Annotated in this window: 20 protein-coding genes; 6 read left to right on the top strand and 14 right to left on the bottom strand. The window is 60.8% G+C overall.

Annotation, left to right across the window (positions count from 1 at the left end; translation table 11 throughout):
* Positions 1 to 28: 28 nt before the first annotated feature.
* Together V7756_RS10140 and yejK are read left to right on the top strand one after the other, a co-directional pair.
* Complete coding sequence (locus V7756_RS10140) at positions 29 to 2,959, top strand: valine--tRNA ligase (protein WP_335610041.1); 2,931 nt, start codon at positions 29 to 31, stop codon at positions 2,957 to 2,959.
* 62 nt (positions 2,960 to 3,021) lie between these two features.
* A complete protein-coding gene (gene yejK, locus V7756_RS10135) occupies positions 3,022 to 4,029 on the top strand; it encodes a nucleoid-associated protein YejK (protein WP_335610040.1) in 1,008 nt (335 codons plus the stop codon).
* Positions 4,030 to 4,082: 53 nt separating this feature from the next.
* On the opposite strand, the gene pelG is transcribed toward yejK, so the two are convergent.
* The 9 genes from pelG to V7756_RS10090 all read right to left on the bottom strand — a co-directional run bounded on the left by pelG (position 4,083) and on the right by V7756_RS10090 (position 18,185).
* Positions 4,083 to 5,456, bottom strand: a complete 1,374-nt coding sequence (gene pelG / locus V7756_RS10130) for an exopolysaccharide Pel transporter PelG (RefSeq protein ID WP_335610039.1) — start codon at positions 5,454 to 5,456, stop codon at positions 4,083 to 4,085.
* Positions 5,457 to 6,974, bottom strand: a complete 1,518-nt coding sequence (pelF, locus tag V7756_RS10125) for a GT4 family glycosyltransferase PelF (protein ID WP_335610111.1) — start codon at positions 6,972 to 6,974, stop codon at positions 5,457 to 5,459.
* Between the two features lie 2 nt (positions 6,975 to 6,976).
* Positions 6,977 to 7,966 carry a HEAT repeat domain-containing protein gene (locus tag V7756_RS10120; RefSeq protein ID WP_335610038.1) on the bottom strand — a complete coding sequence of 330 codons (990 nt, stop codon included), beginning with the start codon at positions 7,964 to 7,966 and terminating at the stop codon, positions 6,977 to 6,979.
* A complete protein-coding gene (locus V7756_RS10115) occupies positions 7,944 to 9,311 on the bottom strand; it encodes a PelD GGDEF domain-containing protein (RefSeq protein ID WP_335610037.1) in 1,368 nt (455 codons plus the stop codon). The genes V7756_RS10120 and V7756_RS10115 overlap by 23 nt, the downstream gene beginning before the upstream one ends.
* Complete coding sequence (locus tag V7756_RS10110) at positions 9,311 to 9,826, bottom strand: penicillin-binding protein activator LpoB (protein WP_335610036.1); 516 nt, start codon at positions 9,824 to 9,826, stop codon at positions 9,311 to 9,313. Before V7756_RS10110 ends, V7756_RS10115 begins: the two co-directional genes overlap by 1 nt.
* A gap of 22 nt (positions 9,827 to 9,848) precedes the next feature.
* Entirely contained in the window at positions 9,849 to 13,400 is a 3,552-nt protein-coding gene (locus V7756_RS10105; protein ID WP_335610035.1) for a tetratricopeptide repeat protein, read from the bottom strand.
* Complete coding sequence (locus V7756_RS10100) at positions 13,378 to 16,179, bottom strand: bifunctional glycoside hydrolase 114/ polysaccharide deacetylase family protein (protein ID WP_335610034.1); 2,802 nt, start codon at positions 16,177 to 16,179, stop codon at positions 13,378 to 13,380. Before V7756_RS10100 ends, V7756_RS10105 begins: the two co-directional genes overlap by 23 nt.
* Positions 16,180 to 16,473: 294 nt before the next feature.
* Entirely contained in the window at positions 16,474 to 17,235 is a 762-nt protein-coding gene (locus tag V7756_RS10095; RefSeq protein ID WP_335610033.1) for an ABC transporter permease, read from the bottom strand.
* Positions 17,232 to 18,185, bottom strand: a complete 954-nt coding sequence (locus V7756_RS10090; protein WP_335610032.1) for an ABC transporter ATP-binding protein — start codon at positions 18,183 to 18,185, stop codon at positions 17,232 to 17,234. Before V7756_RS10090 ends, V7756_RS10095 begins: the two co-directional genes overlap by 4 nt.
* 319 nt (positions 18,186 to 18,504) lie before the next feature.
* Here V7756_RS10090 and V7756_RS10085 point away from each other — a divergent pair, with 319 nt between their 5' ends.
* The 3 genes from V7756_RS10085 to V7756_RS10075 are packed head-to-tail and all read left to right on the top strand — an operon-like array spanning position 18,505 to position 20,040.
* Positions 18,505 to 19,008, top strand: a complete 504-nt coding sequence (locus V7756_RS10085) for an RDD family protein (RefSeq protein WP_335610031.1) — start codon at positions 18,505 to 18,507, stop codon at positions 19,006 to 19,008.
* Positions 19,005 to 19,610 carry a glutathione S-transferase family protein gene (locus V7756_RS10080; protein ID WP_335610030.1) on the top strand — a complete coding sequence of 202 codons (606 nt, stop codon included), beginning with the start codon at positions 19,005 to 19,007 and terminating at the stop codon, positions 19,608 to 19,610. Before V7756_RS10085 ends, V7756_RS10080 begins: the two co-directional genes overlap by 4 nt.
* A 25-nt stretch (positions 19,611 to 19,635) precedes the next feature.
* Entirely contained in the window at positions 19,636 to 20,040 is a 405-nt protein-coding gene (locus V7756_RS10075) for a hypothetical protein (protein ID WP_335610029.1), read from the top strand.
* Between the two features lie 197 nt (positions 20,041 to 20,237).
* Here V7756_RS10075 and V7756_RS10070 read toward each other — a convergent pair whose 3' ends face one another.
* The 3 genes from V7756_RS10070 to V7756_RS10060 form a co-directional block, all read right to left on the bottom strand.
* Positions 20,238 to 20,747: a hypothetical protein gene (locus tag V7756_RS10070; RefSeq protein WP_335610028.1), complete on the bottom strand. Its 510-nt coding sequence runs from the start codon at positions 20,745 to 20,747 to the stop codon at positions 20,238 to 20,240.
* 150 nt (positions 20,748 to 20,897) lie between these two features.
* Positions 20,898 to 21,833 carry a glutathione S-transferase family protein gene (locus V7756_RS10065; RefSeq protein WP_335610027.1) on the bottom strand — a complete coding sequence of 312 codons (936 nt, stop codon included), beginning with the start codon at positions 21,831 to 21,833 and terminating at the stop codon, positions 20,898 to 20,900.
* Positions 21,826 to 22,215, bottom strand: coding sequence for a GIY-YIG nuclease family protein (locus V7756_RS10060; RefSeq protein WP_335610026.1), 390 nt, complete (start codon positions 22,213 to 22,215; stop codon positions 21,826 to 21,828). The genes V7756_RS10065 and V7756_RS10060 overlap by 8 nt, the downstream gene beginning before the upstream one ends.
* 42 nt (positions 22,216 to 22,257) lie before the next feature.
* Between V7756_RS10060 and V7756_RS10055 the strand changes: the two genes are divergently transcribed.
* Positions 22,258 to 22,740 (top strand): asparaginase domain-containing protein, encoded by a 483-nt coding sequence (locus V7756_RS10055; protein ID WP_335610025.1) that lies wholly within the window; start codon positions 22,258 to 22,260, stop codon positions 22,738 to 22,740.
* Between the two features lie 162 nt (positions 22,741 to 22,902).
* Here the strand turns inward: V7756_RS10055 and tldD are convergent, their stop codons facing one another.
* Both tldD and V7756_RS10045 read right to left on the bottom strand, forming a co-directional pair.
* Entirely contained in the window at positions 22,903 to 24,345 is a 1,443-nt protein-coding gene (gene tldD, locus V7756_RS10050) for a metalloprotease TldD (protein ID WP_335610024.1), read from the bottom strand.
* The gene (locus V7756_RS10045) at positions 24,338 to 25,198 is read right to left on the bottom strand and encodes a carbon-nitrogen hydrolase family protein (protein WP_335610023.1); all 861 of its coding nucleotides are present in this window, start codon (positions 25,196 to 25,198) and stop codon (positions 24,338 to 24,340) included. The genes tldD and V7756_RS10045 overlap by 8 nt, the downstream gene beginning before the upstream one ends.
* Positions 25,199 to 25,243 lie beyond the last annotated feature (45 nt).

The raw sequence follows: 25,243 nt of genomic DNA, 5'->3' as shown, positions 1-25,243 counted from the left end.
CATATTCAATCGGATAGCCAGCACACCCATGGACAAGACTTACCAGCCGCACGCCATCGAATCCTCCTGGTACCAGACCTGGGAGCAGAACAACTATTTTGCTCCGCAGGGCTCTGGCGAGTCCTACACCATCGCCCTGCCACCGCCAAACGTGACCGGCAGCCTGCACATGGGCCACGGTTTCAACAATTCAATCATGGATGCGCTGATCCGCTTCCGCCGCATGCAGGGCCGCAACACCCTGTGGCAGCCAGGCACCGACCACGCAGGCATCGCCACGCAGATGGTGGTTGAACGCCAGCTCGGTGCCCAGGGCATCAGCCGGCACGATCTGGGCCGCGAGAAGTTTCTCGACAAGGTCTGGGAGTGGAAGGAGGAGTCCGGCGGCACCATCACCCGTCAGATTCGCCGCCTGGGCAGCTCGGTCGACTGGAGCCGCGAGCGCTTCACCATGGACGACGGCCTGTCCGAAGCGGTCAAGGAAGCCTTCGTCCGCCTGCATGAAGATGGCCTGATCTACCGCGGCAAACGCCTGGTCAACTGGGATCCGAAACTGCACACCGCGATTTCCGACCTGGAAGTGGAGAACCACGACGAGCAGGGCTCGCTGTGGAATCTGCGCTACCCGCTGGCCGACGGCGCCACCACCGCCGACGGCAAGAATTACCTGATTGTTGCCACCACCCGACCGGAAACCATGCTGGGCGACAGCGCCGTGGCAGTGAACCCTACCGATGAGCGCTATCAGGCGCTGATCGGTAAATTCGTTGAGCTGCCGCTGGTCGGCCGCCGCATTCCGATCATTGCCGATGACTACTGCGACCCCGAATTCGGCACCGGCTGCGTGAAGATGACCCCCGCGCACGACTTCAACGACTATGAAGTGGGTAAACGCCACAGCCTGCCGCTGATCAATATCCTCGACAAGAACGCCGCCGTGCTGGCCACCGCACAGGTGTTCAATATTGACGGCAGCGTCAACAATGAGCTGGATGCCAGCCTGCCAGACGCCTACGCCGGGCTCGACCGTTTCGAGGCGCGCAAGAAGATAGTCGCCGACTTTGATGCCCTGGGCCTGCTGGAAAAGATCGAGCCGCACGCGCTCAAGGTGCCCAAGGGCGACCGCTCCGGCGTGGTGATTGAGCCCTGGTTGACCGACCAATGGTACGTTTCTACCAAGCCGCTGGCCGAACCCGCCATTGCCGCCGTAGAAGACGGCCGCATCGAGTTTGTACCCAAGCAGTACGAGAACATGTACTTCAGCTGGATGCGCGACATTCAGGACTGGTGCATTTCCCGCCAGCTGTGGTGGGGCCACCGCATTCCGGCCTGGTATGACGCCGCCGGCAATGTGTACGTAGGTCGTGATGAAGAAGAAGCCTATCGCAAGGCGCTGGAAGCCAACGATCACGAAGCGGAATCCGAGCTGCCCACCCTGGACCAACTGAAGCAGGCCGCTGCCGCCTGCGGACTGGGCGTGCTGCGTCAGGACGAAGACGTACTCGACACCTGGTTCAGCTCCGGGCTGTGGACCTTCTCGACGCTGGGCTGGCCCGAGCAAACCGAGGCGCTGAAGACCTTCCACCCGACCAACGTATTGGTCACCGGCTTCGACATCATCTTCTTCTGGGTCGCGCGCATGATCATGCTGACCATGCACCTGATGAAGCATGACGACGGCACGGCGCAGATTCCATTCAAGACGGTCTACGTACACGGCCTGGTGCGCGACGGCCAGGGCCAGAAGATGTCCAAGTCCAAGGGCAACGTGCTGGACCCACTGGATATCATCGACGGCATCGACCTGGAATCACTGGTACAGAAACGCACCAGCGGCATGATGCAACCCAAGCTGGCCGAAAAGATCGAGAAGCAGACCCGCGCCGAATTCCCCGACGGCATTGCCGCCTACGGCACCGACGCACTGCGCTTCACCAACTGCTCCCTGGCCTCTACCGGCCGCGACATCAAGTTCGACATGGGCCGCGTCGAGGGTTACCGCAACTTCTGCAACAAGATCTGGAACGCCGCGCGTTACGTGATGATGCAGTGCGAAGACAAGGACTGTGGTGTGGCTGGCGAGCCAGTAGAGCTGACCTTGGCCGACCGCTGGATCATCTCCCAGCTGCAGCGCTGTGAGTCCGAAGTCACCCGTCAGTTGGACCAGTTCCGCTTCGACCTGGCCGCCCAGGCACTCTACGAGTTTATCTGGAACCAGTACTGCGACTGGTATCTGGAACTGTCCAAACCGGTACTCTGGGACGAGAATGCCCCAGCCGAGCGCCAGCGCGGCACCCGCCGCACTCTGGTGCGCGTACTGGAAACCGCCCTGCGCCTGGCGCACCCCTTCATGCCCTTCATCACCGAAGAGATCTGGCAGCGCATCGCGCCGCTGGCCGGTCGCAAGCCGGCCGACGAGACCGCCACCATCATGCTGCAGCCCTGGCCGGTGGCCGCTGAAGACCGCATCGACAGCGCCGCCGAAGGCGACATCGAGTGGCTCAAGGCACTGATTCTGGGCGTACGCAACATTCGCGGCGAGATGAACGTGGCACCCGGCAAGGAGCTGGAACTGCTGCTGCGCAAGGCTGGCAGCGAAGACCAGCGCCGCCTGAACGACAACCTGACCTTCCTGAAGAAGCTGGCCAAGCTGTCCAGCGTTACCGTGCTGGCCGAGGGCGACGATGCGCCGCTGTCAGCCACCGCCCTGGTGGGCGAGCTGGAAGTATTGGTACCCATGGCCGGGCTGATCGACAAGACCGCCGAGCTGGCGCGTCTGGACAAGGAAATCGGCCGTCTTGAGGGCGAGGTCAAGCGCATCGGCGGCAAGCTGTCCAATGCCGGCTTTGTCGACAAGGCGCCGCCTGCAGTGATCGACAAGGAACGCGCCAAGCTGGCCGATGCCGAGCAGGCACTGGCCCAGCTGAGCGAGCAGCGCAAGCACATCGCCAGCCTGTAGTACCCCTGTGCGCCGACTCCGGTCGGCGCTGACTTACCTACGCTTTCGCCGGATATATCATCATGCCGATCGACAACAGCATTGTTCACCAGATCCACAAGAAGCCGGACGGCCAACCCGCCAGCCTGACCCTGCGCGATGCCGAACTCGCCAGTTCCGAGGCGCTGGAGCAATTGCTGGCCGGCCTGATCGAAGCGTACAACAGCAAGCCGAACAAGGCCTGGGGTTACTTTCATGAAGAAAGCGGCGCCTATCCGTTCAGCGGCTGGCTGCAGCGGTTGATTGATCAGGAGCTGGATTTTGTCGAGTTTTCCAGCAAGGCCAGCGAGCAGCTGAAAACCCTGATGGAAGGCTCCAATCTGGCGCTCGGCGGCCACGTACTGTTCATCCGTTACCGTCAGGGCATGACCGCGTTCATGGTCATCGCGCTACTGCACCACACCGAAGGTGTGACCGTCACCGACGATCTCAACGTGGCCGCCGCGCGCCACCTGGATCTGTCCAGCCTGAACATGGCGGCGCGCATCAACCTCACCGAGTGGAAGCAGAACAGCAGCTCGAAAAACTACATTTCCTTTATTCGCGGACGCAGCGGCAAGCGCGTTTCCGATTACTTCCGTGATTTTATCGGCTGCGTCGAGGGCTCCAACCCGGAAGAGGAAACCACTACGCTGTTGCAGGCATTCAGTGATTACGTAGGTGAAGCCTCGATGGAGCCGCAGCTGGTCAAGGACAAGACCAAGGCCATGAGCGGCTACGTCAGCAGCCAGGCCCGGGCTGGCGAGCAGGTAGCGCTTGAGGAACTCTCAGGGGTAATGGATGAAGAGCAGCCACGCGCCTTTTACGACTACATCCGCAACAAGGACTACGGGCTGAATCCGGAAATACCGGCCGACAAGCGTACGCTGAACAACTTCATGCGGTTCTATGGCAAGGCCGATGGCCTGTCCATCAGCTTCGAGTCGCACCTGTTGGGCGAGCGCGTGGAATACCGCGAAGGTGACGATGCACTGGTGATCAAGCATCCGCCCAAGGGGCTGGTGCAGCAGCTGCGCAACAAGAAGCGCTAAGGCGCCGAGTCGCCCTTTTCAGGCCGGGCGCCCTGCCCGGCCCGCCGCCACACTCAGTGCTCCAGCATAAAGGTGTTGTATTCCAGGCTGTCCAGCGCCGCAGACAGCTGCAACAAACCCAGTATCACGCAGACCACCAGCGACAGCGTGAAGCCGTAGCCGAAGAAGCTAGGGCCCAGATACAGGCTCAACAGCGTGAAGAGCGCGTTGAGCACCACGAACAGCACGCACAGCTTCAACACCACCGTACGCTTGTCGAGATAGAAAAACACGTTGAGCAGCGCCATGAACACCACCTGCACGCTCACCCCGATCAGGTCGATATAGAACAGGGGTAAATAGTAGGGCGACATGCCGATCAGCTCGAACAGATGCGGTGCGAACAGAAACAACAGGAGCACGGTCAATCCCTGGACCTTGCAGATTTCCTTCAGCCCCTGACGAATCGACAAGGTCATCTCGTTCTTCAACAGACGGATATGCTGCAGTGTCTCGCCTTCACGCACGGCGGCAAACAGGCGCGCGTACCACTCGGCAAAATCGGTCTCGATACGCACCAGAAATACCGCCATACCCGGAATGATCGCCAGATAGGCCAGAAAAATCGGCAGATCATAGAGCATCGAGGCGCGCAGCGGGCCAATGATGTGTTCCGAGGTTCCGGGGTTGAACCAGAAAATGAACTTGTCGATCCAGATGCCCAGGTTGTAGCAAAAACCGGTAATCAGCAGGCTGAGAAACACATTGCGGCGGTTGAGAAAGTCGAAGGCCACCAGCTTTTCAGCATGGTATTCACGCACGATGTCGAACATGAACACGAACAGCAGCGTCGCGTGACCTATGAGCAGCGCCAGCAGCAGGCCCTCCATGCCCAGGTTGCGCATGAAGAAGGCGCTGAGAATCATGCAGCCATAACCCAGCGCCATGATCAGCAGAATACGGTTGTAGGCCTTCATCCCGGACAGGAAGATGACCACAAGCCAGAGATTGCACAATGTCACGAAGTTGGCCAGCACCAGCAGCCGATACAGGAACGACTGTTCGGGGAATAGCAGCAACATGACCAGGGTGCCGAGAAAGCCCGCCCCCAGCGTCACCAGCAGCAGTATGCCCAGCAGATTTGGCGTGATCAGCTCGCGGCGCTGTTCGAACAGGCGGTCGGATACAAAGCGCGTGAAGAACAGCTGCAAACCGCCGGTGCAGATCAGTGAACTGGCCATGAGATAGGTGACGGTCACCAGAAACTGGCGCACCAGCGCGTCCGGCACCACATAGCCAATACCCATCAAGCCAATCAGCATCACGCTGACAATCGACAGCACCCAGGGGCCAGAGCTGATCAGCCCGGCGTAGACATAGGCCCGCATGGTGGAGCTGTAGGTATCCTTGGACAGGATCCTGCGTAACTCAAAACCGATACCCGCCATTCAGGAAACCTCCAGTGCTGCACGATAGAGTTGACGATAACGCTCGAACATCAGCTCATCGCTGTAATAGCGCTCGACCCGCGCCAAGCCAACTGCCTGCGCGTGCTGCCAGCGCTGCGGCGAACCGAGCAAACGCATGATGGCACCGGCAGTGGCCTGCGGATCGGCGATGGACACCACTTCACCGGCCTGGCCCAGAGCGCGATCTTCATCGCTGGCCCCCTCGACCATTTCGCGGCATGACCCCACATCACTGCTGACTACCGGCGTGCCGGCACTCCAGGCTTCGAGAATCACCAGCGGCTGCGCCTCACTGATCGAGGTCAGTACCAGCACGCCCAGCCTGGGCATGATTTCCTGAATGTTCTGGAAGCCGAGGAAGCGGACGTTGTCGGCCAGACCCAGACTGCTGACCAGGCTCTGACACTCGCGCGCATATTCGGGACCTTCGGCGCCGGGGCCGATGATCCAGCCTTCGGCATTGGGCATGGCATTGACCACCGAGCGCATGCTGCGGATGAAGGTTTTCACGTCCTTGATCGGTACTATTCGGCCAATCAGTCCGGCAACTGGGGCTATGCCTGGAGCGCGCTGTTCGCGCACCGGCACCCAGCGATGCAGGTCTATGCCATTGGGGATCACCCGCGTGCGCTGCGCCTCGGCGCCGTCTCTGATCTGCCGCTGGCGGTTGCCTTCATACAGCGAAACCACCGGATCGGCACAGGCATAGACCAAATGGCCGATTCGTTCGAAGAAGCGAATCCACAGGGTGAGAATATAGCCCGCGCTGGGATCCAGGCTGCCGCTCAGGGCTTCGTCGGGGTTCTCGGCGACCCAGCCGGCCTGCGCAAGGTCGATCTTGCGCTCTTTGGTGTAAATGCCGTGTTCGCTGAGAATGAAACGGCAACCCCAAAGCTGCTTGAGCATGGCGCCCAGAAGCCCGGCATAGCCGGTGGAAATCGCGTGTACCACGCGGGCCCTGGGCAACCGACGCGCCAGCTCGGCGAGCATGATCACCGGCGGCTGAATGGTGCGCAGGGTCCAGAAGTAGTTGATGAACGAAGGGTCCGTACAATGCTGCACATAGCCGTCACTGAGCACATCCCAGCTGGCCCGGCTACGTAACACCTGATCCACCGTCAGGCCACCGGAAACCAGGGTTTTCAGCAACGCCTGGCCTTCATCATCGGCCGGTGCTTCGGGATGATGAAAGAAACGATACAACTGCTCCATACGCGCCTGGTCTGCTACCGGCACCTTGCCGGTCGGTACCGGGCCCGGCTGCCAGGATTCGGCGATGAATACCTCGTCGTAATGCACGACGTTGTCGGGCATCTGATAATACATGTGTTCGTAGTTGCTGCGCTCACCCCCAATAAACAGGATGGAGAAGCGCAGTTCCGGCAGCCCCAGCAACATCTGGTGAATCCAGCTGGATACACCACCACGCACATAGGGCCAGGTGCCTTCGAGCAGCAGGCAGACATCTGCGGGCTGATCCTTGTCAGCGCTGAGCATATTCATATCCAGTACCTCGCCGCTTCGGCGAAGGGGGGCCGCTTGCGCATACCCTGTGGCAGCCTGGCGAGCTGCTGGCCGACCACGGCATAGTCGCGGCGCAGAAAAGCCAGTTCAGCCAGATAGGGGACCAGCTTCTCGCTACCCATGCCCAGATTCTGCGCGCGCATGAAGTGCTGCTGCGCCAGATCAAGCTGGTTGCGTTCCATGTCGATACGTCCGGCCAGCAGTTCAAGATCGGCGCTGGCTTGCAGGGTGAGCGCCGCCTGCGCATGTTGTGCCGCCTGGCCTAGCACGTGCTCCAACACGCCGCCCTGGGCCAGGCCGAGATAGGCCAACTCCCAGTACCAGCGCGCCAATCCCGCGTGCAGCGGTTGGCGCTCGGGCTTCTCCGCGTGCGCCAGATTGTCGAGTAACTTTTCGATGCGTTGATTGATACGGGTTTCCTGCTGATCGAGCATGGAATAGGCAAGCAGACGCACATCATCTTCAGGATCGCGCAACGCTACCTTGAGGATGGGTGCAGATTCATTCACCGGCATGCGCCGGGTCGCCATGAGCGCGGCAAGCCGCTGCTCAGGGTCGGACGCCAGCTGCAACACATCCTGCAGGCCACCATCATGAAACAGCGGCGACTGCCAGCGCTCCACCGGCTTGTGCGGCAGCGGTGGTACACCGGTAGCCTGCCAGCCCTCTTCATCCTGGGTGCGCTGTAGATAGAGACCGGCGAAGAGCCCGCAGAGCGTGCCTATGGCGCCGACTACCGGAATAAAAAATGCCAGACTGAACATCAACAGCGGTGGCCAGGGCAAGGGCAGCTTGAAACGATAGGGCAGCAGCAACCAGAGCGCGGCCGTGAGCAAGCCACAAGCGATGGCATGCGGCAGCACATAAAACACCAGGCCCTGCAACGGCGTCGGATTGAGGGTCAGGCTGGCCCAGCTGCCTAGCTCGAAGGCCAGCGCGCCGCTAAATAGCCATTTGCTGATCATTCAATCCACACTCTATATACAGGAAGTCATGCAGCCCTGCGGACCGCCCCGTGGGGTCGAGCTCATGCAGATGCAGCCGCGCTTGCAGGCTCTGCAGGTCGACACCCTGGCCAAAGCGCTCAGCCAGCAAATACTGCAGACGCTTCTCGTAACCGCGTACACCCTGGGCGTCGGTCAGCGGCAAGAGAACCATGACACCCACATGGCCACGGTTGTTGTGCAGACGAATCTGCAGATCCAGGCCGCGTTGGCTGTCCTGCAACGCCTTGAGCAACTGCTCGTTTTCTTCTGCCAGCTCGATGAACATCAGGCAGCCCGGCAGCTCATGATGTTCGGCATCAAGCCTTGCGCGCTTGAGGTGCTGAGAGAAGTGCTGCGCATCCAGACTGGCCAGTTGCAGCGCCTGCGGATCACTCTGCAGCAGATCGGCCACATGCCCACCCAGCAATGCCAGCAGACTGAAAGTACGGTCGTTGAAGGCAAAGAAAGGCATGCTCTTGACCGCCACCACAGCCAGCAGGCGGTCGTCGGCATCAATCAGCGGCACGCAGGCCTGGAGGCTGGACAGGCTGGCGTCCCTGCCCTGTTCGATCAGCGCTTCACGCACGCTCACCACATCACCCTTCTCCAGGCACAGCTGCACCAGCAGATCATTGCCATCGAGCTTGCCCATCTCGCCCAGCACTGCCAGGGGCCGGTCCTGCAGGCTGCCCTCGGCATCCACGGCGTAGAGCGCCGCAGCGTTGAAGGAGCCATATTGACCGAGTACCGCGAGAATGGACTCGGCCATGGGCGCCAGCAGTGCGCCCTTCTCGCTTAGCTGCTGCGCGCGGTTGCGCAACAGCAGCAGAGAGCTGCGCAGGCTCTGCTCGCTCGCAGCCACGCGCTGCTCCAGGCGGTCATGGGACACCCGCAGTACCTGATAGGCACGGGTAAACTCGTCGAGACGATACTGGCGATATTCATTGGCCATTTGCAGACGCTGCAGCCGGCGGTCCCACAGATCACGAAACTCCCCGACCACCATACTGCTGACCAGCATGCCGATGATGTAGGACGCCGGCAGCTCGGCATAACCAGAGAGTCCGGTGCTGCGCAGCAAAAAGACCGCGCCGATGATGATCATCGAACTGATCAGCGCCTGAAAGAAGCCGTAACGCACTCCCAGCAGCAAGGGCGCCAGGATCGGCCAGGGGAAACCGGAGAGAAACAGGGGATCCTCCGGCGCAGCCCAGAAGCACAGCGCCAGCAGCAACCCGGTGATCAGCGGCGTCTCGAGCCAGGCCAGCGAACTCCTGACCGGACGCGCCAGCACGTAGTCCTTGTGTGGGGAGTGGCTTAACATTATTCGATCCGCAGGTCGTCAAGCATGGTTGCCAATACCTTCTGCGCCGAGCCGGCCAGGCTTTCGCGGGACCAGCCGGCGCGCGCACCACTGTTGCTCCAGAGCACCTGGCCGGTAGCCGGGTTGATCACCTTGAGGCTGATGCCCACCGCTGGCTCACCGTCCAGCCCATTCTTGTACTGCCATTCTTCGATACTGCCGGTGACCACGTAATCCAGCGATTGGCCCTTGGCCCAGTCCATCGCAGCCTCGTAGCGTTTGCGGTCATCCAGCAGGATCAGATCCTGATTTTCCACATAGGGATACATCAGCGGCTGAACACCCTCCTCACTCAGCACACTGAGCAGAATCTGCTCGGTACGCTCGCCAGCCTGCGGCGTCTGCGAGTAGTTCACTACCGGCAGCATGCCCCACTTGGCCTGGGCCGGAAATGACGGGCTCTGATTACCGGAAAAGGTGCTGCAGCCAGCAAATGCGAGCGTCGCAGCCAGGGTCACACAGCGGAAAATACGCATTTTGTTGCTCCTCATGATGTCATCAGCGCCCGAACCGGGAGCTATAGGAAATATTTATATTGCCGCCGGATTCGCCATCGCCGCCAAGCGGTGCCGATTGGTAACCGGTGGTAAAGGACAGCTCGTCATCACCCAGCACTTCTACACCCACGCCGGCGTTGATCGAATAGGTCATACCCTGCTCTACCCAATCCCAGCCAGCCGAGGTATCCAGCAACCAGGTGTACTGTCCGCGGGTGCGGTTGAGCGCCCCGGGGAAGCCACGACGCAGCTGGCTACCTACATAGAAGCGGCCAACCCGTTCGGGCAACAGCTCTTCCGCCGTCAGGTCACCCTGATTCACCACGCCACCATTGCCGGTCAGCAGGGAGGACAGATTGGTGGTATCAAGCCGATTGTTCTGAACTTCCAGACCGCTACGCAGAATCCAGGTTGGGCCGCTGAAGAATTGCACCTGGCTGAATTCGACGCTGGCGACCTCGCCCGAGCCAATACTCAAGCCAGAACGCGACTCATACTGGCGGTGCTCAAGCGCCCAGCTGAGCTGGTCGCGGGCACTGAAACTGTGGCTCACATTCAGCCAGGCGGCATCCTGTTGACCGATCGCGCGCATCAGCCCGGTTTCCCGGCTCTCGCGCTGCCAGTCCAGCCCGGCAACCACCTGATCACGCCCCAGTAACCATTGCCGAGCGATACCCAGACCGTTGCGGTCATCATCCTGGCGCTGGCTGCCATCCAGCGTGAGAGCCAGATAACCATTGGCAAAGTTGCGCTCCACCCGCAGCGCTGCACTGGTTTCCGCACCCATGGCGCCGGTATCCAGTTGCGAGGAGTTGTAGCGCGCCTGCTGTGCGTCCAGACGCCAATACCAGTTGTCGCCCAGATAACGCGCGGTGCTCAGGCGCGGACCCTGCAGCTCAAGCCCGCCGAAGTCATCCTGCGCCCAGCCCACTTGCACGCCCTGCGGGTGCTGTTCGGTCATTTCCAGCGCCTGGCGCCAGAGTTGCTGACGTACCGCCAGCGGCTGCTCATCGCCCAACTCGGACAATGCGTCGCCCAGTGCCCGTGATTCAGCACCCAGACGACTGAGGGTTTCCACGCGCTGCGCGGGATCGATCCGCGCTGCAACCAGCATGTCGCCCAGGGTGTCGCGGTTGTAGGTGCGCAGCGCTTCCTGGATCTGATCGTAGTTGTCGATGCGCAGGCCGTGCGCCCTTCCCCAGGCCAGCCACGCATCCTTCTGTGCTTCCTGATTGTTCATATCCAGATGATCAAGCAATGCTTCGAACCAGAGTTGCAGCATGGCCGTGGAGCCATCCTGCCAGGCCAGGGCACGATTCTTTGCCTGCAGGTGGCTGCGTGCGGACATCATCAGCCGCAACCAGGTCTGATAACCCTGCGGCGTCGCGGCCACGGCGGCAAAATCCGGGTGCTTGAGCACGTGTGCTCGCAGGCGCTGCGCCGCTGCGGCGCGACCGGCGCCATCCAGCGCATCGGCGTAGACAGCCAGACCCAGCAGATCATCGGGGCGCGCCGCCGCATAGCGCTGATACCAACGCAACGCACGCTCGTTACGCTCGAGCATCTGGTTGGCCGCCCCCAGCGCCAGCCAAAGCGATGGCACACCGGCTGCGGAGGTTTCCCAGGGAGCAACAAACCGCTGCAATTGCTTCAGGTTGCGGCCATCGACGTAGAGCCACAGCAAGCGTTCGCGCAGCACCAGATCACCGGGATTGGCAGCCAGCGCCTGCAGGTAAATACGCTCGGCCTTCTCGCTCTCACCCTCGCGCTCGGCCAGCAGCCCTTTGGCCAGCAACACCGGCAGCTGCCCGCCCATGCCGGCGTCTTCCGCCTCTACTACCATGGCGGCAAGTTGCCCCCACTCCTGCAGATATTCGGCCAGTTGCAGAGCGTCGATCAGCCGCCGACCATCGCCGGAACGCAGCCAACTGGCATGGGCCAGAGCCATCGCCCGTTGCGGGTCACTCTGGCGATACAGCTCGATCAATTGACCTTCTTCGCTCAGGGTCAGCTGCACGCCCTTTTGCTGCATCGACTGGTAGAGGGAGGTCAGTTCTGTATCGCGCTCCAATTCCCAGGCCAGCGCGGCCCGCAGGCGCCAGTAATCGGGGTTGAGCTCGTCGGTTATGCCAATATCCAGAACCTGCCATGCGCGCTCGGGCTGGTAGGTATCCCAGAGTACCTCTGCCCAACTGACCCGCTCGGTGATACTGAGGCGATGCCCCTTGGCGAATCGCTCCCAGATCTTGGCCGATTCCTGGGTTTGCAGTGTGTGTTCCAGTACCTGCAACAACTTCACCCAGGCCAGCCGCTGTTGTCCGGCGTCACGCAGGTAATCCCGCAGCCAGCGCTCAGCCAGCTCGGGGGTGCCGCGCGATTCCTGAGCGTAGATCAGCAGGTTCAGCTCTTCATCGGTTAGCCTGCGCGTGGCGGCTGTGCCTGCCAGAAGCTCGATACCCTGATCGTAGTCGAACAACTGCAGGGCCAGGCGCCAGGCTGCTTCGCGCACTTCGGGGTCTTCTTCCTGCGCCAGATAGCTGGACCAGTAATGCAGTGCGGCTTCGGGCTCGCCTTGCCATTGCGCCAACAACGCCATCTGCTTGAGCATCGGGCCTTTGGCCGGCTCGTGGGCAAGCAGCACTTGTCCACTTTCCCAGGCGCCGGCGGTATCGCCCTGGCTCAACTGCATGTTGAAATCGGCTCGCAGCGCGGTCAGGTTGCCAGGATCGCGCGCCAACCAGTACTCCACCAGTTGCTCGGCCAGGTCGTAGCGCATAGCCCCCACGGCGTAGCCGATAGCCTGCTGCAGCCAGCTGTCGCTGGGTTCAACCTCGGGGTACTCAGCCAGAGCCTGCAGGGTATAGGTAGCTGCCTGCCCGGGTTCCCCGGCGGCCAGCCAGGCATCGTGCGCCTTGCGGATAAAAAAGAGCTTTTCCTTCGGCGTCTGTACCTGCGCCACCAGGCTCTGATATACCAGCGCGGCTTCTGCCGGGGCGTTACCCGCCATACTCCAGCGCGCCGCCCGCATCAGCATGGGCTTGCGCTCCTCGGGCAGACGCTGGGCCAGCGCGTCGAACAGCCGGGCGGCGATGAGCGGCTCACCCAGCTCCAGCGCCAGGGTAGCCAGCGTACGCTGCTGGTCCACCCCCAGCACGCTGTAATCCAGCGCTTGGAGCTGCTGACGAGCCAGCGCCATGTCGGCCTGATCCTTGCGCACTATGGCGACATTACCGTCCAGCAGCAGGTTGTAATAGCCTTTGACCACCGGGTCGCCACCTTCCCAGGCCTTGATGTAGGTGAGCGCATCGTAGAAGCGTCCGAGGTCGATCAGCATCTCCACCAATTCGGCGCGCAGTTCGTCATTGCCCGGGTCAGCCGCGAGCAGAAGTTGGGCGTAGTTGACCGACACCGCGTCGGGCCTTTTGCCGTGCGGCAAAAAGGCATCCTTGTGCTGATAGCTCAGCGCCAGAACCAGCGCCACCACAGCGCAGCTGAGGCCAAAGGCCCAGGGACGGAGTAGCGGAATGGACTCAGTTGCAGGCGAGGACGGCATCGCTTACCTCGTGTTGCGCAAGGCGGAATTCATGCAGATCACCGCGGCGCTGCGGTTTGAATTCGGCACCTTTGTAGTTGATGTGACAATCTCCGGCGTACCTAATGGCGAGCTGTAACGGAAACTCGCCACTGAAGGAAAACTCTACTCGCGTCGCCGAGAGGTAACGCCATGCGGTCAAGGGCAGGTTGGCCTGTTCCAGCGCCGGCGCCGGGTCGCGGCTGGTACGGGTGGCGAGCAAGACGCTGTCGCTGCTCAGGTGCACGTAGCGTCCCTGGGGCAGATCACGTACGCCGGCAACGCCTTGCGAGCGCTGCAGGTCAGGCCAGCCCAGCGCAGGATCCAGACGCACCGTGCGCATACCCTGCAGCGCCCGCAGTTGCCAGCGACCATCAAGGGTACGGGCACTGCTGCCTTCGTAAAGACCACGCACGCGGCGCAGATAGTCGCTCATCCACAGCGATATCGGTTGTTGTTCGTCCATGTAGTGGTAGATGTCGTTCATGGCGCCAATGGAGGCCAACTTGGTGCCTGAATAGAAGTGGTAGTACAGGTTAAGGGCACGTAACCGGCGAGGTGAATCCGTCAGCTCAAAGGTATCTATCACCCGTGCAAAGCCGTAATAGGGGCCATTCCAGAGATTGGTGTACAGATTTTCGTTGATGATAGGCGCGTAAATCTGCAAGCCGCCGGCCGTAGGCCGCAACAGCGGATACAACCCGGTCAGCGAAGGATCTGCCTTGGTTAGAAAGGTTTCCGCGCCGTTGACATTGGCCATGCCGCCTGCATACGCCATGGCAATGGCTTCGGCGCCCGGCAGTGCCGCCCCGCTCCAGAAAATCAGTCGCACTTTCTTGCCGGGAGCCAGCAGGCGATCTTCGATATAGTCCCGCGAGCCCAGAATCTCGCGGCGCAGGTCCATTTTCGGATAGTTCGGCAGCTTAAGGTTCAGGCCATAGTCGGCCTTGAAGCCCTCACGCAGTTGGGCTTTCTCCGGCTCCCAATAGAAAGGATGGCTGAATGTATGGGTAGCCGGCTCGACCTTGGGGTCGGCAAAAATGCGCCGCGCCAATGGCTCGAGCGTGTCAGTGAGCCAGGGATACATACCCTTGGCCCCCACTTCACCCTCGATGACCGAGACCGAGGTCAGGTAATCATTGGGCTGGATAAAGGCTTCCAGCACTACTTTGGGCGACAGCGGCGTGCCACTGATTTCGGCGCGAGAGGCAAAGCCGTCGCCATCGATATGCACAGTGGCAATGCGCCGTCCGTTTTCGGTAGTTGCATCAAGGCGCGGCATCGGCGGCAGCCTCAAGGCACGCTGCAGGAACGCCAGCGGATCCACCACCCAGCGACGATGCGATGCGCCCTCTTCCAGCAGGTAGGGTGACAATGCGTAACCACCCCAGGGCATGATGGCTGATGGCGTCAGCTCGCGCTGCAGGTTATCCGTCAGCGTCAGCAGTGCGGTGCCACTGTCGTCAAGCCGCTGTATGGCCTGCAGACCACGGGTTCTGGCGGTCAGCTTGCCCTCGAAGGAACCGAAGAAGGCGGCATCGTGACTGCTGATCTGCACGGACTCGATCTGCTGCTGGCCGTTGCGCAGACGCAAACGCGAAAGAAGCTGATCCTCGATTGGAATGCCGCCGAGAAACACCAGCGGAACCGATTCATCCAGACGCGCCGAAAGGAACCGACTGAATCTGTTAGTGGCCGCTGGCGCGCCACTGGTCATCCAAACCACCACACCGGCGTAAAGCTCATCGAAGCGGCTCAGCGGCAGCGTATCGTCAGCCGGGAGGTAGTCCACCCGATAGCCAAGATATTCCAGCAAGCCACCCAGATAAACGTGGCCTGGATTACTCGCCAGCTCACCTTCGCGGGGATCGTATACCACGGCTATGCGCCGCGGCTGAACCTCGATACTACCGATGCCGATCGAATCCAGCCCCGGGGTAGAGATGAAAGGAATGTAACCCTGCGCTGAAGCTTTGCGTGCGACCTGGCGCATGGTTTCACGCTGTGTCGGCTCGACGTATTCGACCGCTACTATCGGAATGCCGCGCTCGCGCAGGGGGGTAACCTGCTGCTCCAGCCACAACCGATCCTCGGATGGCACCTGGCGATAGGTTTCTCTGGCCTGATCCCAGCCTGCATAGAAAGATTCCACTGCCACGGCATCGACCAATGCGTACAACTCGGGCAGGACTTCAAATCCGCGATTGAAAAACAGCTTCAGGCCTGGGTAATCACGATGAATGCGCTGTATGACAGCCACCAGGGCAGCCTGTTGCTCGGTATGGCGCTCGCCTTCCAGCATGGTGAAACTGTCCAGCGTATCGAGAAACAGGCCGGCGTATCCGGCCGTCTGATATTCGCCAGCGCGGCGCAGCAGATAGTCCTGCCAGGCGCTGCTCGACAAATCCGTCAGCTCGCTTTGCCAGGCCTGGTTGCGCAGACCCGCCCGCGCCGACCCATCCACCGCACTGGCAGACACGTCTCCCTGATCTATTTCACCTACCGACAGGTAGGCAAAGGGCTGACTGCCCTGGGCGCGTAAGAACTTGATGTCGGTCTGGCTGGTATTGGCAGGTTCGAGCACGACCCAGTCGTATTGCGCCAGCTCGGGGGTAGGCGGATGCGGCGCGTACCAGAAGCCCACACTGGCAGGAGCCGCCGACTGGGGAGCCGCGGCTGCAACGTAACTGCTCAGGCTAAGTAACAGAACCTGGACGAGTGCAAGGACTTGCACTCGAGTATTGCCAAACATCCTGTACATCCACGCTCCCTTGGCTGCGTCTGCATGCTTGGAGGCGAGAATTAACCCCCTGTCGCAGACTGCAAAAGACTGTCAGATAAATATTGCTTGCCGCTAGTGGCAGAACAGCATCACAGTCAAAAAAACATACAACCCATCAATTCCCCGCGCATACTCGCCAAAAAGCCGGCGCAGAGCAACGATATATTGAAAGGATTGAAAGAAAGAGGGGCATAAAGCCATCAGAGCGACCTGTTGGTCACTCCAATGGCTCAAACGGACATGCGACTGCAGGCTCGCGAGAGCCTTGATGGATCAGGGTTTGAGCTTGTAACCCGTGCGGAATATCCACCAGACCAGCGCCAGACAGATGCTGAGAAATACCAGGGTCATGCCCAGACTGACGCCGATATGCACATCGGCCGCGCCATAAAAGCTCCATCGGAAGCCGCTGATCAGATAGACCACAGGGTTGAACAGCGTCACCGTCTGCCAGAATGGCGACAGCATGCTGATGGAGTAGAAGCTACCACCAAGGAACGCCAACGGCGTGACTATCATCAGCGGAATGATCTGCAGCTTCTCGAAGCCATCTGCCCACACGCCGATGACAAAACCGAACAGGCTGAAGGTGACTGCTGTGAGCAGCAGAAAACCGAGCATCCATACCGGGTGCTGGATCTGATAATCCACAAACAGGCGCGCCGTGAGCAGCACCAGCAGGCCCAGCAACACCGACTTGGTGGCGGCAGCCCCAACATAGCCAACGACAATTTCCAGTGGCGAGACCGGCGCCGACAGCACCTCGTAGATGGTGCCGGTGAACTTGGGCATGTAGATGCCGAAGGAGGCATTGGAGATACTTTCATTCAGCAGCATCAGCATGATCAGACCGGGAATGATGAAAGCGCCATAACTGACACCGTCGACCTCGGTCATGCGACTGCCAATGGCAGCCCCGAACACGATGAAATACAACGAGGTGGAAATCACCGGGGAGGCGATGCTTTGCAGGGTGGTGCGCAGCATGCGGGCCATTTCCGCCTGATAGATGGCTCTGACGCCGTAGAGATTCATTGGGCTGCTCCCGCGCGCTGCTCGTCACGGCGCTTGTGCACCAGACCGACAAAGATATCCTCGAGCGAACTCTGGCTCGAATGCAGATCCTTAAGCTCGATTCCCGCCTGATCCAGTTTTTTCAGCAGGTCGGCGATGCCGGTCTGCTCGCACTGGGCGTCGAAGGTATAGATCAGGCTGTAGCCATCGGCTGACAGCGCCAAGGCTTCGCTGCGCAAACTGGGCGGCAATTGCTCGAGCGGGGCCTGCAGCTGGATGGCCAACTGCTTGGTGCCCAGTTGCTGCATCAGTTTGTCCTTGTCCTCGATCAGGATCAGCTCACCCTGATTGATCACACCGATACGGTCGGCCATCTCCTCGGCCTCTTCGATGTAATGCGTGGTGAGGATGATAGTCACGCCGCGCTGTTGCAGGCGGCGCACCATATTCCACATATCGCGGCGCAACTCCACATCTACACCGGCGGTGGGTTCGTCGAGAAAAAGCACATCGGGCTCATGTGACAGGGCCTTGGCGATCAGCACCCTGCGCTTCATGCCGCCGGACAGGTCCATGATGCGGTCATTGCGCTTATCCCACAGCGACAGCTCACGCAGGATCTGCTCGAGCAGCTCGTCGTTGCGCGGCTTGCCGAACAGTCCGCGACTCAGCTTGAGCGTCGACCAGACGCTGTCGAACATGTTGTTGGTGAGCTCCTGCGGCACCAGGCCAATCTTGCTGCGCGCCTTGCGGTAATCACGCACATTGTCGTGACCATCCACCAGCACAGTGCCACTACTGGCGTTGACCAACCCGCAGACGATGCTGATCAGCGTGGTCTTGCCTGCGCCGTTGGGGCCCAGCAGCGCGAATATCTCGCCGCGCCGTATGGCCAGTGAAACGCCCTTGAGCGCCTGAAATCCCGATCCGTAAGTCTTGGTCAAGGCATTGACCTGAATGATCTCGTCCACACGTACTCCGCTTACCGGTGAGGTTGCGCCAGCTACCCAGATAACCGACCAGCAACCGATTGAGGCACAGCATACGCCGAACCCCGGCTCGATTCAGCCCTGCACAGTGCAGGGTCAATTCGCGCCGCCCAGCAGGTACCACCTGCCGTATACCGCACTCCCGCAACAATGCCGGCAGCCGCTTGCGCGCCGCCGCACAGGCGAATCTGCCGATTGGCTCGCATTTGTATCGCAGTTTTTTTTGCGCCGCGCTATTCGCTGCAGGGATATTCTGCGCAGAATGTGGAGTCACATGGGCATGCACCAGAGAACCTCAACTATGCAAAAAGCAGCTCCGGCTTCCTCACGACCAGAACCTCAGGCGGGCTACGCCGGGTTCTGGATACGCACCCTGGCCAGCCTGATCGATACCCTGTGGATGATGCTCCTGCTGACTCCGCTGCTCGTGTACTTCTACGGCTGGGAATATTTTGATCCCTACCAATCCCCGCCAATCGACGGCCTGGTCGACGTACTGCTCACCTGGGTGCTGCCAGCGGTCGTGGTGCTGCTGTTCTGGCGCGTCAAACAGGCTACGCCCGGCAAGATGCTGGTGCATGCCAGGGTGGTAGATGCGCGAAGCCTGCAACCGCCCGGCAGCGGACAATTGATCATCCGCTACCTGGGCTATTTTCTGGCCACCATTCCCCTGGGCCTGGGGCTGATCTGGGTCGCCTTCGATTCACGCAAGCAGGGTTGGCACGACAAGCTGGCCGGCACGCTGGTGATATACGAACAACCTGCCCGCTCCACTTCTATCACCCAGGCGCAGAGTAACCCATGAAAATCCATGGCGATTTGATGTCCGGCAACTGCTACAAGCTCAAGCTGCTCTGCAACCTGCTACAGATCGAACATGAGTGGGTGCACGTGGATATCATGCGCGAGCAAACACGCACGCCGAGCTTCCTGCAACTCAACCCCAACGCCAAGGTCCCCCTGCTGGAGCTGGACGACGGCCGTACGCTCAGCGAGTCCAACGCCATACTCAACTATCTTGCCATCGGTTCGGATCTGCTGCCGCAAGATAGCTTCGCCCTGGCCAAGGTGCAGCAATGGCAGTTCTTTGAACAATACAGTCACGAGCCCTATATCGCCGTGGCGCGCTTTATCGCCTGCTATCTGGGGCTGCCGGCAGAGCGCCGCGCCGAATATCACGCCAAGCAACCGGGCGGTCACCGCGCGTTGCGCGTCATGGAGCAGCAGCTGGAACACACCGAGTACCTGGTTCACAGCGGTTTCAGCGTCGCCGACATCAGCCTGTACGCCTATACCCACGTGGCTCCGGACGGCGGCTTCGAGCTGACCGAGTATCCCGCCATTCGCGCCTGGCTAGACCGGGTGGCCGCCTTACCCGGCTATCAACCCATGCCCGCTTCCCCTTGATCATCGCACGCCCAGGGAGACCTTCATGATGCTTCACCCACACACCTTCTCCTGCAGTCTGAGTCTTGCCGCACTGCTGCTAAGCAGCAGCCTGCTCGCCGGGGAGCGTGTGCTGATCACGCCGAGTTTCGAGCTGAGCCTGGACTCACGCTGCGCGGAGGGGGAAGTCAGTTGCAATGACTACACCTTGCAGGGTCTGGAGCGCGAAAATGGCCGACCTTTCATGCTGCAGGGTCGCAGCATGCATACTACCTGCGCCGATGGGGTCACCCCCTGCCGCTTTCTGGGCTACCGCTTTGACCAGAGCAGTCGCAGCTTTCTGATCACAGAAGACGGCCTGCTCAACATCTACCACGGCGACAACCTGATTCTGCATGAACAGGGCCGCTGGGAAGGCACCCCCGCACCAGCACGCGAGCACGACCGGTAGCAACAGTTGGTGCCGAAGCACGACAGGACGAGTGCAGTGATCGGTTGGGTCGCGAGACAGCTCATGCTCGCCGCCCGGCCGCGTCAGGTCGCTGCAGCAGCCAGAGCGGTGAAACAATCCTATTCAGTGACGTTAGCTGCTCACCCGCTCGCGGGACGCTCGAAAGCGCGCACGGATGGGGCGCATACAGAGAACAGCTAGCGAAGAATGCTGTGTTGCCGCTGTTCCGCCTCAGGTTCGCAGACCGCATAACGATGCAGAAAAACCCCGTTCACCGCGCGCAATACGCCTGGCGCAATGACCCGAAAATACTCCAGCGCGTCGCGTCGCAGCGCGTGGGAGTTCAGCGCCTGCGCGTTTATCTGCTGACGCATGTCGGTAAACAGTGGAACAAAAGGTTCGAGTTCGCTCAGGCCTTGCTGACATTGAGAATCGTCCGGCAATTGCTGGAAGTCGACTGACAATCGACCGATCTGCTGCTCGACCACATTCTGGCAGTCGTCCAGTAATTGCAGCATCTGCAGCTTCAACGGCGCCGCCTGGCGCTCCACATTCAACTTGCCATTGAGCTTTGCCTGAAAGCTGCGCAACGGCCCCGCACAGACAGCCTCGGCGTCCAGTTGCGGCTCAACCGCTGCCTGCAAATCGAGATGCATGCCGGTCAACAACAACACCAGAGTCCATTTTTTTACCCCCCACTTACCCACCAGTAGCGTCCCCCTTCCTTGCCAGGCGGCGATTCTAACCAAGCTGAACCGCTATGTACCGAGATTCAGCACACAGTTATTGACCCGCCAGTCGCAAAAAAGGTCGGCAGATTCTCATCTGCCGACCTTTTGGCCCCGCCGAACGCCTGTTCAGGCAGCGGCGATACGGTAACCGTAACGCGGGAAATGCACATGCAGCAGACCGGCACGGTCGTCCTCACGGGCGATCACGATGCTTTCTGCACCCTCGAACACCAGGGTACCCGCCACCTCATCGGCGCCATAATCGACTGCACTGACGGTCACTGCCTGGCCGTTGCTGAAACCGCCGGGGCTGGCAATGGCATCCTGCGGCAACGCGGCAGGCTTGGCTGCCTTGGCAATGTCGATGGCAGCTTCGGCACTCAACTCGCTGGCGACGCCGTGACCTATGTCGGCCATGCGCTGCATCCAGCGCTGAACTGCCGGGTAACCTTCCAGCGCTGCTGCTACAGCGGCGTTGCTGCCAACGAACCAGAGCGGATGATAGTGTGCAAAGTCGGCGATGCAGGGGTAATCGCCTAGCAGAAAATCACCATCACGCTGCAGCTGGGTTTCCAACCGGGACAACAGTGTCGGCCATTGAGACAAGGCCACGGCGCCATCGAGCCGACTGGCAGAACCCTTGGCAAACAAGGCCATGCGATCGGCCATGAAGCCTTTTACCACCTGCTCGGGCAGGCCGGCAAAACGCTCGGCCAGCCCCTTGGGTTGAAAGTTGATGGCCACGCCATGCTGGAACAGCACCTGATCGGCAAACTGCGCCAGACCGGCAGCCGCCGCTTCACGGCCTTCGGGAAATAGCGGCGGTGAGGCCTTTTCCTCTTCCAGCCGGCGCGCGATCATGGCGGTATCACAGTAGATGTCCGCACCGACCTGCATTACCGGAGTCCGCCGGTAGCCACCGGTCAAGGCCGTCAAATCCGGCTTGGGCATGACCGAAGGGATCATCACCGACTGCCAGGACAACCCCTTGAAGCCCAGCATCAAACGCGCCTTTTCGGCGAAGGGGGATTGGGGGTAATGGTGCAGAATCAACTCACTCATGCTCGGTCTCCGATTGGTTTGCGTCCAGCTTAGACGCTGCGGCCGCGCCTGCACAGGGCTTCGCGGCACCTGATTGTGCGTTATCGAACTGACTGATGAGTCTTTCCTTGGCCCGCTTGGTCAGCGCCTTGATGGCCAGCTCCTGCCGCAAGGCATCGCCGTGGCCTGCGCATGAACGGTACCAGACCAGCGCGCTGGCCGGGCTGCGGTTGAAAAAGCGTGCGCCTTTGCCACGCTGGTGTTCCCGAAAGCGGCGCTCAGGGTCTATGCTGATACCCGTATACAGATGGCCGTTTTCCGCGCGCACCATGTAGACCCACCAGTCGCGTACAACTGGAACTGCTGGCTTTTCGGCGAGGTTGATATCAACAGTGACGGGCATAACGGCAGGCATCGACAGACAACATTCGCAAAATGGACCACCATGTTCGTACAGATATTTTCTACCGGCGGCACCCTGGATAAACTCTATTTCGACGCTCTCAGCGAATACCAGATAGGTGAGCCCATGGCGGTCGAACTGCTGCAACAGGCGCGCGTCGGCTTTGACTATAACATCGAATCGCTGACCCGAAAGGACAGCCTGGAGCTGGATGACCGGGACCGTCAGCTGATCCACGACAAGGTGGCTGCCTGCCCGCATGAACACATCCTCATCACCCACGGCACAGATACCATGACAGTCACCGGCGCCGGCCTGGCAGATATCGACGGCAAGGTAATAGTCCTGACCGGCGCCATGCAGCCGGCCCGCTTTCGCGACTCCGACGCCCTGTTCAACCTCGGCCTCGCCGTCGGTGCACTCAACTGCCTGTCCCACGGTGTTTACGTTGCCATGAGCGGACGCATTTTCCCGGTGGATCAGGTACGCAAGAATCGCCTCGCCGGGCGGTTTGAGCAGCGCTAGGCTTGCCTCCGGCAAGCCTCAAGCTACAAGACGCCCCGCTGATTTGCGCCATATTGAGCGACCGCTTGGGTCATGTTGTATTAAAGAAAGGCCGGCCCACACTAATTGCTTGTAGCTTGTAGCTTGAGGCTTGTAGCTTGAGGCTTGCCGCTGCGCAGCCGATCAACCGGTTCCGCCCACCGTGATCTGATCTATCTTCAGCGTCGGCTGCCCAACCCCCACGGGCACCGACTGGCCATCCTTGCCGCACACGCCAACGCCGGAGTCGAGTTCAAGGTCTGTTCCGACCATGGAGACTCGGTTCATCACCTCGGGACCATTGCCGATCAGGGTGGCGCCTTTGACCGGAGCGGTAATCTTGCCATCTTCGATCAGGTACGCCTCACTGGTGGAGAACACGAACTTGCCGCTGGTTATATCCACCTGGCCGCCACCCAGGTTGGCGCAGTAAATGCCTTTTTTCACCGAGGCGATGATTTCTTGCGGGTCGCTTTCGCCAGCCAGCATGTAGGTATTGGTCATGCGCGGCATCGGCAGATGCGCGTAGGATTCGCGGCGGCCGTTACCGGTCGCCGCCACCCCCATCAGACGGGCATTGAGCTTGTCCTGCATGTAGCCCTTGAGAATGCCGTTCTCGATCAGCGTGGTGCAATTGGTCGGCTGCCCCTCGTCGTCCAGCGTCAGCGAGCCGCGCCGACCCGGCAGCGTGCCGTCATCCACGATGGTGCACAGGCTGGAGGCAACCTTCTCGCCAACCCGGCCGCTGTAGGCCGAGCTGCCCTTGCGGTTGAAATCGCCTTCCAGGCCATGCCCCACTGCTTCGTGCAGCAGCACGCCGGACCAGCCCGGGCCCATCACCACCGGCATGCTGCCGGCCGGAGCAGCGATCGCCTGCAGGTTCACCGTCGCCTGGCGCACTGCCTCGCGCGCATAACCCAGCGCCCGCTCTTCGGTCTCGAAATACAGGTAATCGGTACGCCCGCCACCACCGGCACTGCCGCGCTCGCGGCGGCCATTGTGTTCGATGATCACACTGACGTTAAGCCGCACCAGTGGACGAATGTCGCCAGCCCAGGTGCCATCGCTGGCTGCCACCATGAGGGTATCGTGCACGCCGCTCATGCTCACGCTGACCTGGGTAATACGTGAATCCAGGCTGCGGGTGTAGGCATCAATGCGCTGCAGGAAGGACACCTTATCGGCCTGCGCCATGACATCCAGCGGGTTGTCCGCTACGTACAGCGGAGTACAGGCCGGCCGCTGCCAGGCCTGCACGCTGCCGGCCTGGCCGGCGCGGGCGATCGAACGCGCAGCACCCGCTGCCTGACTGAGCGCGGCCAGACGGATATCGTTGCTGTAAGCAAAGCCGGTCTTCTCGCCAGACAGTGCACGCACGCCAACACCCTGATCGAGATGAAAGCTGCCATCTTTGACGATGCCATCCTCCAGCACCCAGGACTCGCTGATCTGGTGTTGAAAATACAGATCTGCTGCGTCCACGCCGGGCGCAGCGACCAGGCTGCCCAGCACGCGTGCGACAGCGTCCGGCGTCAGATCGGCGGGACGTAACAGAGCCTGTTCGGCTTGGCTGATTAGATCACTCATTCTGGCTCGACTCCTTGGCAACCGGCTGCGGTGCGGCAGGCGGTGCAAAACGGCGGTGTGCGGTAATCGGCATACGCTGGCGTACATCGCTCAGGTACGCCTGATCAAGTTCACCGGTCACAATTCCGGTGCCCTCGGGCAGGCTGGCAAGCAACTCGCCCCAGGGATCGATGAAACAGCTGTGCCCATAGGTCTGCCGCCCGCCAGCATGGGTTCCCCACTGGTTGGCAGCCAATACATAGCACTGACTTTCAATGGCTCTGGCACGCAGCAGCACCTCCCAGTGCGCCGCACCGGTCACTGCAGTGAAGGCGGCCGGCACCACGATGAGTTCAGCCCCCTCAAGACGCAACGCCTGATACAACTCGGGAAAGCGCACATCATAACAAATACTCAGGCCCAGCCGGCCTACCGGCGAATCCAGGCAGACCAACTGCTCGCCAAAGCCATAATCGCGCGACTCGCGGTAGTTGCTGTGGCTATCGCTCACATCCACATCAAACAGATGCAGCTTGTCGTAACGCGCCACTTCCTGTCCCAGCTCATCCACCACCAATTGGGTTGCCATGGGCTTGCCGCCAGCGACCCGCGGTAGCGGCAAGCTGCCACCGATCAGCCAGATGCCGTGCGCCCGCGCCTGCTCAGCAAGGAAACGGCGAATCGGGCGCTCGGGGCCAAACTCAAGTGCAGCTATGGCAGCCAGTGACGGATTACCCAACGCGGCGAAACATTCCGGTAGCAATACCAGTTCGGCACCCTGCTCGGCAGCCCTGGCTATCAGTTGCGCGGCCTGTTGCAAGTTTTCCTGCACCTGGGGCTGACTGGTCATCTGGATGGCGGCGACGCCTGGCATGGAGTTTACCCTTGCAGCCTGGCTGCACCTGGTTGATGTAAGGAG

The sequence above is a fragment of the Halopseudomonas sp. genome (genome assembly GCF_036961105.1).
Lineage (GTDB): Bacteria > Pseudomonadota > Gammaproteobacteria > Pseudomonadales > Pseudomonadaceae > Halopseudomonas.
The sequence above is the reverse complement of the archived record's forward strand: the minus strand, read 5'-3'. Positions and strand labels throughout refer to the sequence as shown.

What these genes read in the sequence shown, in the direction of transcription:
- V7756_RS10140 (WP_335610041.1), top strand. Translation starts at nt 29, where the DNA reads ATGGACAAGACTTACCAGCCGCACGCCATCGAATCCTCCTGGTACCAG.
- yejK (WP_335610040.1), top strand. Translation starts at nt 3,022, where the DNA reads ATGCCGATCGACAACAGCATTGTTCACCAGATCCACAAGAAGCCGGAC.
- pelG (WP_335610039.1), bottom strand. Translation starts at nt 5,456, where the DNA reads ATGGCGGGTATCGGTTTTGAGTTACGCAGGATCCTGTCCAAGGATACC.
- pelF (WP_335610111.1), bottom strand. Translation starts at nt 6,974, where the DNA reads ATGCTCAGCGCTGACAAGGATCAGCCCGCAGATGTCTGCCTGCTGCTC.
- V7756_RS10120 (WP_335610038.1), bottom strand. Translation starts at nt 7,966, where the DNA reads ATGATCAGCAAATGGCTATTTAGCGGCGCGCTGGCCTTCGAGCTAGGC.
- V7756_RS10115 (WP_335610037.1), bottom strand. Translation starts at nt 9,311, where the DNA reads ATGTTAAGCCACTCCCCACACAAGGACTACGTGCTGGCGCGTCCGGTC.
- V7756_RS10110 (WP_335610036.1), bottom strand. Translation starts at nt 9,826, where the DNA reads ATGCGTATTTTCCGCTGTGTGACCCTGGCTGCGACGCTCGCATTTGCT.
- V7756_RS10105 (WP_335610035.1), bottom strand. Translation starts at nt 13,400, where the DNA reads ATGCCGTCCTCGCCTGCAACTGAGTCCATTCCGCTACTCCGTCCCTGG.
- V7756_RS10100 (WP_335610034.1), bottom strand. Translation starts at nt 16,179, where the DNA reads ATGTACAGGATGTTTGGCAATACTCGAGTGCAAGTCCTTGCACTCGTC.
- V7756_RS10095 (WP_335610033.1), bottom strand. Translation starts at nt 17,235, where the DNA reads ATGAATCTCTACGGCGTCAGAGCCATCTATCAGGCGGAAATGGCCCGC.
- V7756_RS10085 (WP_335610031.1), top strand. Translation starts at nt 18,505, where the DNA reads ATGCAAAAAGCAGCTCCGGCTTCCTCACGACCAGAACCTCAGGCGGGC.
- V7756_RS10080 (WP_335610030.1), top strand. Translation starts at nt 19,005, where the DNA reads ATGAAAATCCATGGCGATTTGATGTCCGGCAACTGCTACAAGCTCAAG.
- V7756_RS10075 (WP_335610029.1), top strand. Translation starts at nt 19,636, where the DNA reads ATGATGCTTCACCCACACACCTTCTCCTGCAGTCTGAGTCTTGCCGCA.
- V7756_RS10065 (WP_335610027.1), bottom strand. Translation starts at nt 21,833, where the DNA reads ATGAGTGAGTTGATTCTGCACCATTACCCCCAATCCCCCTTCGCCGAA.
- V7756_RS10060 (WP_335610026.1), bottom strand. Translation starts at nt 22,215, where the DNA reads ATGCCCGTCACTGTTGATATCAACCTCGCCGAAAAGCCAGCAGTTCCA.
- V7756_RS10055 (WP_335610025.1), top strand. Translation starts at nt 22,258, where the DNA reads ATGTTCGTACAGATATTTTCTACCGGCGGCACCCTGGATAAACTCTAT.
- tldD (WP_335610024.1), bottom strand. Translation starts at nt 24,345, where the DNA reads ATGAGTGATCTAATCAGCCAAGCCGAACAGGCTCTGTTACGTCCCGCC.
- V7756_RS10045 (WP_335610023.1), bottom strand. Translation starts at nt 25,198, where the DNA reads ATGCCAGGCGTCGCCGCCATCCAGATGACCAGTCAGCCCCAGGTGCAG.